Below are 15,304 nucleotides of genomic sequence, written 5' to 3'. Positions count from 1 at the left end.
GGCGGCGCGGGTCACGCGGTGAGCGCCGCGACGACGGCGTCGATGTACGCCTCGCCCGAGGCCGGGCCGCCGAACAGCCAGATGCCGTCGGGCATGCGGTGCACCGAGTCCGACGTCACGAAGGGCAGCTGCTCCCAGATGGGGTTGCCCTCGAGGCTCTCGCCGAACGGGTCGGGGAACGCGGCGTTGGCGGCGTAGAGGAAGTCGACGTCCTCGAGGGCGGTCAGACCCTCGACGTCGGTCTGCGCCAGCCCGTAGTCCGGGTCGCCCTCGCCCTGCCAGACGTTGTCCAGGCCGAGCTCCTCGAGGATCGCGCCGAAGTACGAGCCGTCGGTGAACATGCGGACGGAGACGACCCCGTTCGTGTCCCAGCCGTCCGCCATGACGACCGGGGCTCCCGCGAGCCCGGCCTCCTCGATCGCGGCGCGGCCCTCCGCCAGCGCGGCGTCGAAGCCCGCGAGCAGCTCGTCCGCGCGGTCCTGCGTGCCGGTGACCTCGCCCAGCAGCTCGACGGTGTCGCGCATGTAGCCGATCGGGTCGGTCGCGTCCGACCCGCGCAGCGCCACGACCGGCACCTGCTCCTCGATCTGCGCGATGACGTCCTCCGGCAGGTCGGTCGTGGTGACGACGAGGTCGGCGTCGAGCGCCGCGATCGCCTCGAGGCTCGGCTCGCCACGGAAGCCGACGTCCGCGACCTCCCCCTCGAGCGGCACGACCGTGTTCCAGGTGCCGTAGCCCTCGACGTCGGCCTGCCCGACCGGCACCACGCCCAGGCTCAGCAGGTTCTCGGTGAGGCCCCACCCGAGCGAGACCACGTCCTGGGCCGGGGCGTCCAGCGTCACCTCACCGCGCTCGTCGGTGACGGTGACCGGTTCGCTGGCGGTCGCCGGCTCGTCGTCGGGCGTCGGGGCGGCCGGGTCCTCGGTCGTGCCGCAGGCGGCGAGCGCCGTCGTCGTCAGGGCGACCAGGCCGACGGCGAGGCGGCGGGGGAGTCGTGCGGGGGTCATGGGTTCCTCTCGGGTGGGGTCGGCGTCGGGCGGTGGGCAGGGCGACGACCGCGGCCGCGGTGGCGGCCTCGGTGAGGGTGGTCGGGGAGCGGGTGGGTCGGCTCAGCGCGGCGCGGCGCGGCGCTGCCGGCCGACGGGGTGGATCCGGACGTGGCCGTGCCCGTCGAGCGAGACCTCGACGGGCAGGCCGTACACCTCGGTGAGCGTCGCGGCGTCGAGCACCTGCTCGGGCGGTCCCTCGCCGACGACGACGCCGCGGTGCAGCAGGACGAGGCGGTCGGCGACGCGCGCCGCGTGCTCGAGGTCGTGCAGCACGACGCCGACGGCGACGCCGTGGTCCTCCGCGAGGTCGCGGACCAGGTCGAGGACCTCGACCTGGTACCGGAGGTCGAGGTGGTTCGTCGGCTCGTCGAGCAGGAGGACGCGCGTGTCCTGGGCGAGGCTGCTCGCGAGCCAGACGCGCTGCAGCTCGCCGCCGGAGAGCTCGTCCGCGGGACGGTCGGCCATGGCGGCGACGCCGGTGACGTCCATGGCCCACGCGACGGCGCGCGGGCCGTCGTCGTCGGTGCCGCGCCACCGGGGTCGGTGCGGGTGGCGCCCGTACTGGACGACCTCGCGCACCGTGACCCCGCCGGGCACCGGGCGGTTCTGCGCGAGGAGCGTGACGCGGCGGGCGAAGGCGCGGGCGTCGAGCGCGCGGGCGTCGCCGTCGGGGAGCGTGACCGCGCCCGCCTCCGGCTCGTGGAGACGGGCGAGGGCACGGAGCACGGTCGACTTGCCGCTGCCGTTCGGCCCGGCGAGCACGGTGACCTCGCCGGCGCGCAGCCGGACGTCCGCCTCGTGCACGACGACGGCGCCGCGCCCGTAGGCCAGCCGGAGGCCGCGGCCGCTCAGCGCGTCGTCGTCGGCGGTCGGCGACGGTGCGGTCGTCGGCAGGGAGTGCAGCAAGGTCACGCGAGGAAGGTAAGGCTTACCTTTGTCGCGAGGCAAGTTCGTCGCAGCCGTACCGGTCCTCGGCGCGACCGGCGCCCTCGGTGCGGCGCGCGCGACGCCGAGGGCGGCAGCGCCCGCGGCAGCTCAGGCCTGGCCGTCCTCGCTCTTGTGGTCGAAGTTCGCGACCCCGAGACGCCAGTAGCCCGTCATCGAGCAGGAGCGCTTGTCCAGGCCGCTGCGGGTGACGTGCCCGCGGATCGCGCGCACGACCGTCGCCTCGGCGGCGGCCCAGAGCCACACCGTCGCGTCGTCGGGGAGCTCGGTCAGCGCGTCGCGGACCGCGTCGGGCAGGAGCGTCGTCGTGCCGGGCTCCGCGGTCCCGCGGTGCAGCCACGTGACCTCGACGCCCGGGTGCTCGGGCACTGGGACCTCGTCCGCCGTGCCGCCCACCTCGGCGAGCACGCGCACGCGCGGCCCGGCGGGCAGCTGCTCGAGCCAGCTCTGCAGCCCGGGGAGGCCCGTCTCGTCGACCGCGAAGACGTAGCGGTCGCGGTCCATCGGCGGAGTCTTCGTCGTCTTCGGACCCAGCAGACCGAGCTGCTGCCCGGGGCGGGCCTGCGCCGCCCAGCGACCGGCCGGGCCGTGCGCGTGGACGGCCATGTCGAGGACCACCTCGCCCGCCCCCGGGTCGAACGTCCGGATGGAGTAGTCGCGGCACGTGGCGCCGTCGGGGGCGACCCAGGCGCCGTCGACCTCGGACGGCAGCAGCGGGGCGTCGTCGGGCCGACCGTCCGGCGGGAACCAGACCTTGGCGTGGTCGGTCGGGCCGTCGGAGCGGAACCCGGCGAGCTCCGGCCCGCCGAGGGCCACCCGACGCATCGACGCGGAGAGGTCCTCGACCCGCAGGACCTCCAGCCGGCGGGCCACCAGCGGCAGCTTCGTGCGGCGGACCGGCGACGCCGGTGCGACGTCGGACGGAGAGGTGGCGGACGAGCCGGTCCCGGCTCCGGCGATGCTGCTCACGGGTGCTCCCGACGACGAGGCGGACGGACAGGCCAGCGTACGTCCGCGTGCCGACGGCAGCCGTCGTCAGGTGTTCACACGGCAGCCATCGGGCCGACACGTCCGCTGCCTACCGTCGGGGGCGACCCTCCGTGGAAGGACCGACATGGACCTCACCGCACCCGCGGGCCAGGCCGCACCCCAGGCCGGCTCCCCGGACGTCCCGCCCGGTCACCGCTTCGCGCACGAGATCGCCTGGCTGACCCGCCTGGGCCTGCTCGACCGCCGCGGTGACCGCACCTTCGCACCGATGCAGCCGGTGGAGCGCGGCCAGCTCGCCCAGGCGCTGTTCCGCTACGCCGGGGCCGACGACGGCGCCCCCGCCCCCGTGGGCATGGTGGCCACCGACGTCTCCGCCACCCACCCGCTCGCGCGCGAGATCGCGTGGGCCGTGCGGCACCGGCTCGTCCTCGTCCACGCGGACGGCAGCTTCCGCCCGTCGCGGCCCGCCCGTCGGCAGGAGCTCGTGCTGGCGCTGCACAGGGCGATCGGCTGCCCGGCGCCCACGGGTGCGCCTCCCTTCCGGGACGTGCAGCAGTGGCACCCGAGCGTCGCGGCGATCGCCTGGGCGGCGGAGGCGGGTGTGGTCCGCGGCATGCCCGACGGCACCTTCCGCCCCTCGCGCCCCGTGACGCGGCAGGCGCTCGCGGTGCTGCTGCAGAGGTTCGACGAGCTGGCCTGAGGCCCGACGCGCCCGAGGTCCCTGCCTCAGGGGTGCGCCGGTCGGGGGTGGGTGCCGCGTCGGGGGCGGCACCCACTCCTTCGTCGTCGCCGCGCGCCCGCGACCCTCCCCACCCTGTCCCGCCGCAACCCCATCCGCCCCTCGCCCGCCCCACCCCTCTACCGGGGAAGGTCGGTTGCGGATAGCGACACGAACGTTCCCCGGTGACGGCGTCACTGGCCCGACGGTGTGCACAGGCGGGACCGGGCAGTGCGCGTGCACCTGCGTGACGGCGCCTTCGCGGGCCCCGTGCGGGCGTCGGGCACCGTGCCGGCATGGGGGTCGACCGGGAGCGCCTGCTGGCCCTCGCGCGCGGCCACGACGGCGTGCTGACGGCGGCACAGCTCGAGTCGGCAGGGATCGACCGCAGCTGGGTGCACCGTCAGGTCCGCGCCGGTCACTGGCAGCGCCTTCACCCCGGCGTCTACGTCACCCACTCCGGCCCGCTGGCGTGGCGGTCGCGGGCGCGCGCCGCGCTGCAGCACGCCGGCACGGACGCCGCCCTCAGCCACCTGTCGGCGGCGTTCCTCCACGGCTGGACGCCGGCACCGGCCGTCCTCGACGTGTCCGTGCCGCACGGGCGTCGAGTCGTGGAGCGGCCGGGACTGAGGATCCACCGGCGCCGGCTCCTCACCGTGGTGCGCGGCAGGCTGACGGTGGTGCCCCGCGGCGACACCGTGATCGATCTCGTCGGGATGGCGCGGTCCGTCGACGACGCTGTCGCCGTGGTCACGGCTGCCGTGCGGAACGGCACCCGGCCGGACGAGGTGCTCGAGGCGGCCGGGCGTCGGTCGAGGGTCCGTCGCCGCGCCCTCCTCCACGAGCTGCTGGACGCCGCTGCCCAGGGCGTCGAGTCCGCGCTCGAGCTGCGCTACCACCGGGACGTGGAGCGGCGGCACGGCCTGCCACGTGCGGCACTGCAGCAGTGGCAGCGGCTCGGTGATCGGTGGGCGCGCGCGGACGCGATCTACGTGGGCACCGGCGTGCGCGTCGAGCTGGACGGTCGTGTGGCGCACGAGGGCCGCGTCGACGACGACGTCTGGCGCGACAACGCGGTGGTGGTCGCGCACAGCGAGCTGACCCTGCGGTACCGCTGGTCGCACGTCGCAGGGGCGCCGTGCGGGACGGCGGCACAGGTCGTGTCGGCGCTCAGGTCGAGAGGCTGGACCGGCACGCCTCGCGCGTGCGGTCCGTCCTGCCCGGTCCGCTGAGGCGCCGATCCCCGAGATCGGGGAAGGATCGTGTCGGATAGCGACACGGATCTTCCCCGATCTCAAGGCAGCAGGGGTCAACGCCGACCCGCACCCACGTCAGCCGACCGGGACCGCCAGGCGTTCGACGAGGTGGGCGGGCACGACGTCGTAGTGGCTGTGCTCCGCGGTGAACGACCCGCGGCCGCCCGTCAACGAGCGCAGGTCCATGACGTACCGCACGAGCTCGGCCTCCGGGACGGTCGCCTCGATCACCGACCGGCCGTCCGGAAGGACGTCCGTGCCGCTGATCCGCCCACGCCGACCCGACAGGTCACCCATGACGTCGCCCTGCAGCTCGCCGGGCACGAGGACCTGCACGTGCGAGACCGGCTCCAGGACCACCGTCCCGGCCCGCGCCAGCGCCTCCTTGAGCCCGATGGACGCCGCGGTGCGGAACGCCATGTCGGAGGAGTCGACCGAGTGGTACTTGCCCTCGTAGCACTCGACGCGGACGTCGACCACGGGGAACCCGTGCAGGCCCCCGGTCTCCATCTGCTCCATGACGCCGCGCTCGACGGCGGGGATGTAGTTGCGCGGGATGGAGCCGCCGACGATCGAGTCGACGAACTCGCTGCCCTCTCCGCGTGCTCTCGGCGAGACCCGCAGCTGCACGACGGCGAACTGCCCGTGCCCGCCCGACTGCTTCTTGATCTTGCCCTCGACGTCGGCGTCGGCGGCGATGGTCTCCCGGTACGCGACCCGCACGGGCGCCGTCGTGACGTTGACGCCGAACTTGCGCGCGAGCTTCTCCAGCGCCACCGCGACGTGCACGTCACCGGTCCCGCGAAGGACCGTCTGGCTGTGCCCGCCGGCCGCGGCGCCGCCCTCCGTCGTGCGCTCCACCCGCAGCGCCGGGTCCTCCGCGCACAGCCGCTGGAGCGCGCCGGAGAGCTTGTCGTCGTCGGACTGGGTGACGGGGGTGAGGGCGAGGCCGTAGAGCGGCGCGCGCGTGGGCGGCGCGGGGACGACGACGGGCGTCGCCTTCCGCGCGAGCGTCGACCCGGTGGGGGAGCCGGCGAGCTTCGCGACGGCGGCGATGTCCCCCGCGACGACGGCGTCCGTGGGCAGGTGCTCCTTGCCGCGCAGGTGGAAGAGGCCGTGCAGGCGCTCCTCCGCGCCGGTCACCGCGTTGACGAGGCGGTCGTCGTTGCGGACGGTCCCGCTCAGCACCTTGAACAGGGAGACCTGACCGACGAACGGGTCGGCCACCGTCCGGAACACGTGCACCAGCGGGTCCCCGGCCGGGTCGGCAGCGACGTCGATCTCGGCTCCGTCGCCGTTCGACCCGACGCGCACGGTCACCGGGCGGGGAGCGGGCCCGATCTCGCAGAGGAAGTCGGCCAGCCGGTCCACACCGACACCGGTCGAGGCGGACCCGAGCACGACCGGGTACTCCGTGCCCTCCAGCACCTCGTGCGCGAGGGTCAGCTCGAGCTCGGAGGCCGTCGGCACGTCACCGGACAGGTACCGCTCCAGCTGCTCGTCGTCGCCGGAGACGATCTCCTCAGTGACCTCGTCGTGCAGGCGGTGCTCCTCCTCCGCGACGTCGTCGGGCATCGGGCCGGTGTGGTGCGTGCCGTCGCCGTCGTACTCGAAGGCCTGGTCGGACAGCACGTCGGCGACGCCGTGCAGCGCCTCCTCCTCGCCGAGCGGCAGCTCCAGCACGACGAAGCCCGAGCCGAACCGCGCGCGCAGCTGCTCCAGCACCCGGTGGAAGTCGGCGCGCGGCTTGTCCTCCTTGGTCACGAAGACCATCCGCGGCACACCGAGCGCCTCGCACCGGTCCCACACGGCCTCGGTGCCGACCTCCACGCCGTCGACCGCGCTGACGACGACGACGGCGAGGTCCGCGACCTGCAGCGCCGCGTCGACCGAGCCGGCGAAGTCCGCGTAGCCCGGGGTGTCGAGCAGGTTGACCTGGTACGTCACGCCGTCGGACGCGGTCCACGGAAAGGGGGCGACCGCCAGGGAGAGCGAGATGCCTCGCTTGATCTCCTCGGGCTCGGTGTCGCACACGGTGCTGCCGTCCTCGATGCGCCCCATCCGCGGGATCGCGCCCGCGCGGTGCAGAAGTGCCTCGACGAGTGTCGTCTTGCCGACACCGCTGTGGCCCACCAGGGCCACGTTGCGGATCCTCGGCGTCGCTGCCTGGTCCATGACGGATCTCCTTCGCTGGAGTGGCCCTTGGCGGCAGGTTAGTCACGGCGGGTGGGCGGGCAACAGGACCAGTGGCCCTCGACGGGGGACCTCCGCGCGTCCGACGACGGCGCCGGGGTCAAGGTCCCTCGAGCGTCACCCGCTCGGCGGCGTGGGCGCTCTTGACCGGCCGCCCAGATCATCGGCCGAGCTCGTCGGTCGGCGCTGGTCAGGCCAGCACAGACCCCGCCCCGCCGGCTCCACCCGCGCCGCGACCGCGCGGCGCCCCGGCCGCCCTACCCGTCCTCGGGGAAGTCCCGTCGCACATGGCGCAACGAAACGTCCCCGATCCTCAGCGGGCTGCGGCGAAAGCGGCATCGTGACCGCGCGGCGGCCCCGCCGCCTACGCGTCATCGGGGAAGTCCTGTCGCACATGGCGCAACGCAACGTCCCCGATCCTCAGCGGGCTGCGGCGAAAGCGGCATCGTGACGGCCGAGGCGCCACTCACCGCCCAATCCTCATCGGGGAGGTTCCGTTGCACATGGCGCAACGAAACTTCCCCGATCCGTGGGGTCGGGGGTCGGGGGTGTGGGGCGGGGGTCGGGGATCGGGGTCGGGGGCATGAGGAGTGGGCGGGACTCCCGGCCCTGGCGCGTGGCGTTGTCGGCGCAGTAGCGTGGGAGCGCTCTCACCCGCTCGACCGGCGTCCGTCACGGACCCGCACCAGGAGCCCCACCATGCGCTACGGCCACTTCGACGACGACGCCCGCGAGTACGTCATCACGACCCCGCGCACGCCGTACCCGTGGATCAACTACCTGGGCTCCGAGCGGTTCTTCTCGCTGGTGTCGCACCAGGCGGGCGGCTACTCCTTCTACCGCGACGCGAAGATGCGGCGACTCACGCGCTACCGCTACAACAACGTGCCCACGGACGTCGGCGGCCGCTACCTCTACGTCCACGACGACGGCGACGTCTGGACGCCGAGCTGGTTGCCGGTCAAGGCCGACCTCGACCACTTCGAGGCGCGCCACGGGCTCGGGTACACGCGCATCACCGGCGAGCGGAACGGCGTCCGCGCCGAGACGCTGCTCTTCGTCCCGCTCGGCGAGGACGCCGAGGTGCAGCGCATCACCGTGACGAACACCTCCGACGCCCCCAAGTCGCTGCGCCTCTTCACGTTCGTCGAGTTCGCGCTCTGGAACGCCCAGGACGACCAGACCAACTACCAGCGCAACCTCTCGATCGGTGAGGTCGAGGTCGAGCCCGACGGGCCGCACGGCAGTGCGATCTACCACCGCACCGAGTACCGCGAGCGCCGCGACCACTACGCGGTGTACGGCATCAACACCCGCGCCGACGGCTTCGACACCGACCGCGAGACGTTCCTCGGCGGCCCGTACCGCGGGCTCGACGACCCGGAGGTGCCGCGGACGGGCCGCTCGGCCGGCTCGGTGGCGAGCGGCTGGTACCCGATCGGCTCGCACGGCCTCACGGTGGACCTCGCTCCCGGGGAGGCGCGCACCGTCGTCGTCGTGCTGGGGTACGTCGAGAACCCGCGCGACGCCAAGTGGGCCGACGACGCCCAGCAGGTCGTGGACAAGGAGCGCGCCCACGCGCTGCTCGGCCGCTTCGCCACGACGGAGCAGGTCGACGCGGCGTTCGCCCGGCTGACCCGGCACTGGGCCGACCTGCTGTCCACCTACACCGTCAGCTCCACCGACGAGAAGCTCGACCGGATGGTCAACGTCTGGAACCAGTACCAGTGCATGGTCACGTTCAACATGAGCCGCTCGGCGTCGTACTTCGAGACGGGCATCGGCCGCGGGATGGGCTTCCGCGACTCCAACCAGGACCTGCTGGGCTTCGTGCACCTCGTCCCGGAGCGGGCGCGGGAGCGGATCCTCGACATCGCCGCGACCCAGCTGCCCGACGGGTCCGCGTACCACCAGTACCAGCCGCTGACGAAGCGCGGGAACGACGACGTCGGCTCGGGCTTCAACGACGACCCGCTGTGGCTCGTCGCGGGCGTTGCCGCCTACCTCAAGGAGACGGGCGACTGGGGGATCCTCGACGAGCAGGTCCCGTTCGACAACGACGACGCCCTGGCCGCACCGCTGTTCGAGCACCTCACCCGGTCGTTCCGGTTCACCCTGGCGCACCGCGGACCGCACGGACTGCCGCTCATCGGCCGCGCCGACTGGAACGACTGCCTCAACCTCAACTGCTTCTCGACGGAGCCAGGGGAGTCGTTCCAGACGACCGAGAACAAGGGCGGCGGCGTCGCGGAGTCGCTCTTCATCGCCGCCCAGCTGGTCCTGTACGGCGCCGACTACGCCGAGATCGCCGAGCGACGCGGGCTCGCCGACGTCGCGCGGGAGGCCCGGGCCGCCGTCGCCGTCATGCGCGCGGCGGTGCTCGCGCACGGCTGGGACGGCCGGTGGTTCCTGCGCGCGTACGACTACAACGGCCGCCCCGTGGGCACGGACGCCCACGAGGAGGGCAAGATCTGGATCGAGCCGCAGGGCTTCGCCGTCATGGCGGGCATCGGCACGCGCGAGGCCGACGGCGCGCCGGGAGGCGAGCCGGCCCCCGACGGCGACCCAGGAGACGTCGCCCCGGCCGACGGCGCCCGAGCGCCCGAGAACGCCGCCGACGGCGCGCGGCGCCCGTCCCGCACCGTGGCGCTCACGGCGCTCGACTCCGTCGCCGAGCATCTGGCGACCCCGCACGGGCTCGTGCTCCAGCACCCCGCCTACACGACCTACCAGGTCCACCTCGGGGAGGTGTCGACGTACCCGCCGGGCTACAAGGAGAACGGCGGCATCTTCTGCCACAACAACCCTTGGGTGATCATCGCCGAGACCGTCGTGGGGCGCGGCGAGCGGGCGTTCGACTACTACCGGCGCATCACGCCCGCCTACCGCGAGGACATCAGCGACGTGCACCGGCTCGAGCCGTACGTCTACGCGCAGATGATCGCGGGCAAGGAGGCCGTGCGGCACGGCGAGGCGAAGAACTCGTGGCTCACCGGGACGGCCGCCTGGACGTTCGTCGCCGCGAGCCAGTACCTGCTCGGTGTGCGCCCGGGCTGGGACGGGCTGGTCGTCGACCCGCAGCTCGGGCCGGACGTCCCCGCGTTCACCGTGCGGCGCGTGCTCCGGGGTGCGACGTACGACATCGAGGTGCGCAACAGCGGCCGCCCCGGCGCCCGTGCCCGGCTGACCGTCGACGGCGAGCCGGTGGCGGGCCAGGTCGTGCCGTTCGCCGCCGCGGGGAGCACGGTGCGGGTCACGGCCGAGGTCTGACGCCCCACGCGGCACCGCGCAGCACGACGGGGTCGGCCGGGATGCCGGCCGACCCCGTTCTGCGTGCGTCGCACGACGCTGTGGACGGTCGCGGAGGTGCACCGTTGCGCACCGGTGCAGCACCACGGTGGCGGGCCGTCTCGCCGGCACAGGGCGTCACGGACCCCGCTCGACCCGGAGGCCGCCGGCCGCTCTCGCGGTCGGAGAAGGAGCCGTGGACAAGGTTACGAATGCATCACGGGACGGGTGAAGGGGACCAAGGTCCCGTTCTGGCCGCCGCGAGGGATCGCGCGATCCGGATCGATGCTGTAGGACTGTGTCCAACGTTTACCGGCACCGGGCGCGCACCGCAGCCCGCCCCCGTGCCGGAGCAGGGGACAGCCCGTGCGACCGCGCGGTCTGCGGCCCCACCGCGCCGTCATGGCGCCGTCGTCCGCCCGTCCACTGAACGACAGGTCCACAGCCCATGCGTCCGAACAGAGCCGTTCCCGCAGTCACCGGCGTCGCCGTCGTCGTCGGCCTCGCGCTGCTCACCCCACCCGCCGTCGCGGCCCCGCCCGACGACGGCTCAACGCCCGGAGGGCGTGGTTCCGCCACGTCCTCCACCACCTACACGAACCCGGTGAGCGAGCCGTTCGCCGACACGTTCGCCGACCCCGCCGTCATCCGCGGGAAGGACGGGTACTGGTACGCCTACGGCACCACGGACCCCCTGTTCGAAGGCGAGGGCCAGCGCCACCTGCTGCCGATCTCCCGCTCCACGGACCTCGTGACCTGGGAGTACGTCGGCGACGCCTTCACCGAGGACACGCTGCCCGACTGGGCCGACACCGAGCGCAACGCCGCGCTGTGGGCCCCGGACATCCGCTACGTCGACGGGGAGTACCGCCTCTACTACGTCGTCACGGAGACGACGGTCACCCCCGAGCACAACGACAACGCCATCGGCGTCGCCACCGCACCGACGCCGGTCGGCCCGTGGACGGACTCCGGGGAGCCGGTCGTCCCGCCGCGCCGCGTCGGGCCGGACAACTTCCTGTGGACGTTCGACCCCTCCCACGTCGTCGACAGCGACGGCACGGAGCACCTCTTCTACGGCTCCTACTACGGCGGCATCTACGTCACCGAGCTCTCCGAGGACGGCACGCGTGCCGTCGGGGCCGCCACGCAGGTCGCCATCGACAACAAGTACGAGGGCGCCTACGTCATCCACCGCGACGGGTACTGGTACCTGTTCGTCTCGTCGGCGAACTGCTGCGCCGGCCCGACCACGGGCTACAGCGTCCACGTCGGCCGGTCGGAGTCGCTGACCGGGCCCTACGTGGACCGCGAGGGCGTCCCGCTGCTGCAGTCGCGCGCCGGCGGCACGCCGGTCCTCGCGCCGAACGGCAACGCCTTCGTCGGCACCGGCCACAACGCCATCGTCACGGACCTGGCGGGCCAGGACTGGAACGTCTACCACGCCATCGACCGCGCCGACCCGTACCTCGACGGCACCGGGGGCATCAACGAGCGCCCGATGCTCATGGACCGCCTCGACTGGATCGACGGGTGGCCGACCACCCGCGCCGGCCTGTGGGCGTCCGACGACGCCCAGCCCGGCCCGGTCACGGGCGGCCGCGCGATGACGTCCTTCGACGACGGGATCACGCGCCCGTTCACGACGACGGGCACGTGGACCACCGCGGACGACGAGCAGGCCGGCACCCACGCGGTCTCGACCTCCGCCGGCACGCTCCTCACCCGGCACGCCCTGCCGTACGACGTGCGTGTCGAGGCGGACGTCCGGCTCGACGACGGCGCCTCGTCCGTCGGGCTCGTCGCGGCAGCGGCACCGCGAGGGGACCAGATCCGCGCGACGGTCGACGCGGCGACGTCGACCCTCGTCGTGGAGGTGCTCGACCGTCGTGGGGCCGTCGTCACCAGCGGCGCCTCGCCGATCCCGGCGGACGTCGATCTCACGGCCTGGACCAGCGCGGTCCTCGAGGTCCGTGACGGTCAGGCGTACGCCGAGCTGAGCCACGCCCGCCTCAACGACCCGTTCGCGAGCGTGACCGTCGACCTGCCCGCCGGCACGCGGTTCGCCGGCAGCGCCGGTGCCCACGCCGGTGGCGCCGGTGCCCACGTCGACAACCTCAGCGCGCTGCCCGCCTCGGAGGTCGCGGTCGACGAGGTCGCCGCTCCGCCGGCGCCGGGTGCGCTGCTCGACGGGGACGAGTTCGAGGGTGACGCCCCCAATGCCGGCTGGACCGCGGTGCGGGACCCGGACGTCACCGTCGCCGACGGCGCACTGCGGTGGGTCGTCGAGAGCACCGACCTCGTCGGCGGCGGGAACAACGCCGGCCTGCTCCTGCGCGACGCGCCGGAGGGTGACTGGGTCGCGGAGACGAAGCTGACCATCGACCTCGGCACCGACACGATCCGCAACTACCAGCAGGGCGGGATCATCGCGTACGTCGACGACGACCGGTTCGCCCGCCTCTCCCACGTCGCGATCTGGAACACGCGACAGACCGAGTTCGGCTACGAGATCCCGTACGCGGACCGGCTCCAGTACGGCGGGACGATCATCGGCCCGCCGTCGGACACGACGTGGCTCCGGCTCACCCGGACGACCGACGCCGCCGGCGAGCAGGAGGTCCAGGCCTCCACGAGCACCGACGGCGAGACGTGGGTGCACGGCGGGGTCTGGACCTTCCCGGCCGACGCCGACATCCGCATCGGGCTGCTCGCCCACGGCAACCAGGGTGGTGACCCGGCGACGGCCGAGTTCGACTACCTCCGGGTCCACGGGACCGCCGGATGACCGGGTCCTGACCCGGTCCTGACCGCGGACGGGGGTCGGGCGGCTGCGCTCCGCCGGCCGACCCCCGTCTCGCACCACAGCCGCCCCTTCCGCACGCCGGGTCGGGGCCGATGCGAGGGTGGAGTCGATGTCCGACTCCACCCTCGCGCCGTGCGCGCTGCTTCCGACGCGGTGGCTCAGCGCGAGGGCGCGCGATCCCCGGGACCGGGCGGGCTCGCGACGACCGTCCCCGGCGTGCTCGCCGACGTCCCCACCGGGATCCCCGGCACCGTCCCCAGCGGGACCGGGCGGCGCAGCCTCAGGCCGCGGACGCCCTGCCCCAGCGCGACGCCGAGCAGGATCACCAGGGCCCCGACGGGCTCGTTCCAGTGCAGGCGCTCGCCGAGGAACGCCACCCCGACGACCGTCGCGACCACCGGCGTGATGTAGGTGACCGTCGCCGCCGTGCCGGGCCCGGCGATCGCGATGACCCGGTAGTTGAGCGCGTAGGCCACACCGGTGCCCAGCGAGCCCAGCGCGACCACGGCCAGCACGACGTCGACCGTGACCGGCCCGCGCGGCGTCACGCCCGTGAGCGCGAGCACCGGGAGCATCAGCGTGCCGGCCACGACCACCTGACCGGTGACCAGGGACAGCGGCCGCTGACCGGAGGACGTGAGGTAGCGGCGGGAGTACGGCAGGGCCAGCCCGTAGCAGGTGATCGCCGCGAGGCACGCCAGGACGCCGAGCCAGCGGCCCTCGCCGAGCCCGCGCCACACCCCGATCACGACGGCGACGCCCGCGAACCCCAGCAGGAGGCCGAGGACCCGCCGCCGGGTCGGCCGCTCCTCGGGATAGGCCGCGAGGATCACCGCGAGCGTCGCCAGGGGCGTCATCGCGTTGATGATGCCTGCGATGACGGAGGAGACGGTCTGCTGCCCGACCGCGAAGAGCAGCCCCGGCGCGGCGTTGAGGAGCAGGCCGACGACGACGAGGTGGCCCCACGTGCGCCGTCCGCGCGGCAGCGGCACCCGCAGCACCAGGCACAGCGCGAGGAGCGTCAGCGCACCGAGCACCTGCCGCGCCGTGGCGACCTGGACCGGAGTCAGGGCACGGAGCCCCACCGCGATGAACGCGAACGAGCAGCCCCAGATGACGGCGGCCGCCAGGTAGCCGGGTACCCACGACCGGGCGCCCGACGGCGCCCCGGCGGCCACCGCCCCGGTGCTCACGACGCGGCCCGCTCGCGTTCGCGGGCGAGCAGGCGCTCCTTGACCGCGAGGCCCCAGCGGTAGCCCCCCATCGACCCGTCCCCACGGATGACGCGGTGGCACGGGACGACGAGCGCGACGGGGTTGCGGGCGCACGCGGACGCCACCGCACGGACCGCCGTCGGCGCGCCGATCTCCGCGGCGACCTCCGTGTACGACCGGGTCTGGCCTGCGGGGATCCGGCGCAGTGCGGCCCACACCCGGGCCTGGAACGCGGTGCCGTGCAGGTCCAGCGGCAGGTCCCGGTCGGGCGACCCGCCCGCGGCGAGGGTCCGCAGCCCGTCCGCGAGCCCGGCGAGGCTGTCGTCGTCGCGCTCGAACGAGGCAGCAGGCAGCTCGGCGCGCACCTGCGCCAGGAGGGCCTCGACGTCGTCCCCGATCCGTACGGCGGTGAGCCCGAGGTCTCCTGCGACGGCGACGACCGTCCCCAGGTCGGTGTCCACCGCGGTCCAGCGCAGCGCCTGGCCGGCGCCGCCGCGCGCGTAGCGCCGTGGCTCCATGCCGAGCGTCGGGCCGGCGGTCTCGTAGAAGGCTCGGGTCGACCCGAAGCCCGCGGCGAACACCGCGTCCGTCACCTGCCCGTGCTCGCGCAGCAGGTCGCGCGCCCGCCCGGTCCGGACCGCGTGCCCGAAGGCCCGCGGCGCCACCCCGACGACGACGGCGAAGTCGCGGGCGAGCTGGCGCGCGGAGACGGCGGTGAGGCCCTCGAGCTCGCCGGCGGTCAACGGACCGCCGGCGGCGACCATCGCGCGGCATGCCACGACGACGCGCTCCCGCCGTGCGTCCGCGACCGTCGCCATCTCGGTGCTCATGGCAGGAGCGTACGG

Annotated in this window: 10 protein-coding genes; 4 read left to right on the top strand and 6 right to left on the bottom strand. The window is 74.2% G+C overall.

From position 1 onward, the window contains the following. Positions 1 to 11 precede the first annotated feature (11 nt). The 3 genes from LG379_RS15975 to LG379_RS15965 all read right to left on the bottom strand — a co-directional run bounded on the left by LG379_RS15975 (position 12) and on the right by LG379_RS15965 (position 2,963). Complete coding sequence (locus tag LG379_RS15975) at positions 12 to 1,007, bottom strand: iron-siderophore ABC transporter substrate-binding protein (RefSeq protein ID WP_225755586.1); 996 nt, start codon at positions 1,005 to 1,007, stop codon at positions 12 to 14. A 102-nt stretch (positions 1,008 to 1,109) separates the two neighbouring features. Further along, on the bottom strand, positions 1,110 to 1,961 hold the full coding sequence (locus tag LG379_RS15970; RefSeq protein WP_304522800.1) for an ABC transporter ATP-binding protein: 852 nt from the start codon (positions 1,959 to 1,961) through the stop codon (positions 1,110 to 1,112). Positions 1,962 to 2,084: 123 nt separating this feature from the next. Further along, the gene (locus LG379_RS15965; RefSeq protein ID WP_225755585.1) at positions 2,085 to 2,963 is read right to left on the bottom strand and encodes a siderophore-interacting protein; all 879 of its coding nucleotides are present in this window, start codon (positions 2,961 to 2,963) and stop codon (positions 2,085 to 2,087) included. A gap of 145 nt (positions 2,964 to 3,108) precedes the next feature. On the opposite strand from LG379_RS15965, the gene LG379_RS15960 reads away from it, so the two are divergent. Further along, positions 3,109 to 3,684, top strand: coding sequence for an S-layer homology domain-containing protein (locus LG379_RS15960; RefSeq protein WP_225755584.1), 576 nt, complete (start codon positions 3,109 to 3,111; stop codon positions 3,682 to 3,684). A gap of 314 nt (positions 3,685 to 3,998) precedes the next feature. Beyond that, on the top strand, positions 3,999 to 4,934 hold the full coding sequence (locus LG379_RS15955) for a type IV toxin-antitoxin system AbiEi family antitoxin domain-containing protein (RefSeq protein WP_225755583.1): 936 nt from the start codon (positions 3,999 to 4,001) through the stop codon (positions 4,932 to 4,934). A 99-nt stretch (positions 4,935 to 5,033) separates the two neighbouring features. Here the strand turns inward: LG379_RS15955 and LG379_RS15950 are convergent, their stop codons facing one another. Further along, positions 5,034 to 7,133, bottom strand: a complete 2,100-nt coding sequence (locus tag LG379_RS15950; RefSeq protein WP_225755582.1) for an elongation factor G — start codon at positions 7,131 to 7,133, stop codon at positions 5,034 to 5,036. A 717-nt stretch (positions 7,134 to 7,850) separates the two neighbouring features. On the opposite strand from LG379_RS15950, the gene LG379_RS15945 reads away from it, so the two are divergent. Further along, a complete protein-coding gene (locus tag LG379_RS15945) occupies positions 7,851 to 10,421 on the top strand; it encodes a GH36-type glycosyl hydrolase domain-containing protein (RefSeq protein ID WP_225755581.1) in 2,571 nt (856 codons plus the stop codon). Positions 10,422 to 10,887: 466 nt separating this feature from the next. Beyond that, positions 10,888 to 13,227: a family 43 glycosylhydrolase gene (locus tag LG379_RS15940; RefSeq protein ID WP_225755580.1), complete on the top strand. Its 2,340-nt coding sequence runs from the start codon at positions 10,888 to 10,890 to the stop codon at positions 13,225 to 13,227. 176 nt (positions 13,228 to 13,403) lie between these two features. Here the strand turns inward: LG379_RS15940 and LG379_RS15935 are convergent, their stop codons facing one another. Together LG379_RS15935 and LG379_RS15930 are read right to left on the bottom strand one after the other, a co-directional pair. Then, a complete protein-coding gene (locus LG379_RS15935; protein ID WP_225755579.1) occupies positions 13,404 to 14,438 on the bottom strand; it encodes a DMT family transporter in 1,035 nt (344 codons plus the stop codon). Continuing rightward, on the bottom strand, positions 14,435 to 15,289 hold the full coding sequence (locus tag LG379_RS15930; RefSeq protein WP_225755578.1) for a methylated-DNA--[protein]-cysteine S-methyltransferase: 855 nt from the start codon (positions 15,287 to 15,289) through the stop codon (positions 14,435 to 14,437). The genes LG379_RS15935 and LG379_RS15930 overlap by 4 nt, the downstream gene beginning before the upstream one ends. Positions 15,290 to 15,304 lie beyond the last annotated feature (15 nt).

Source organism: Actinotalea sp. Marseille-Q4924, assembly GCF_916618755.1.
Classification (GTDB): domain Bacteria; phylum Actinomycetota; class Actinomycetes; order Actinomycetales; family Cellulomonadaceae; genus Actinotalea.
The sequence above is the reverse complement of the archived record's forward strand: the minus strand, read 5'-3'. Positions and strand labels throughout refer to the sequence as shown.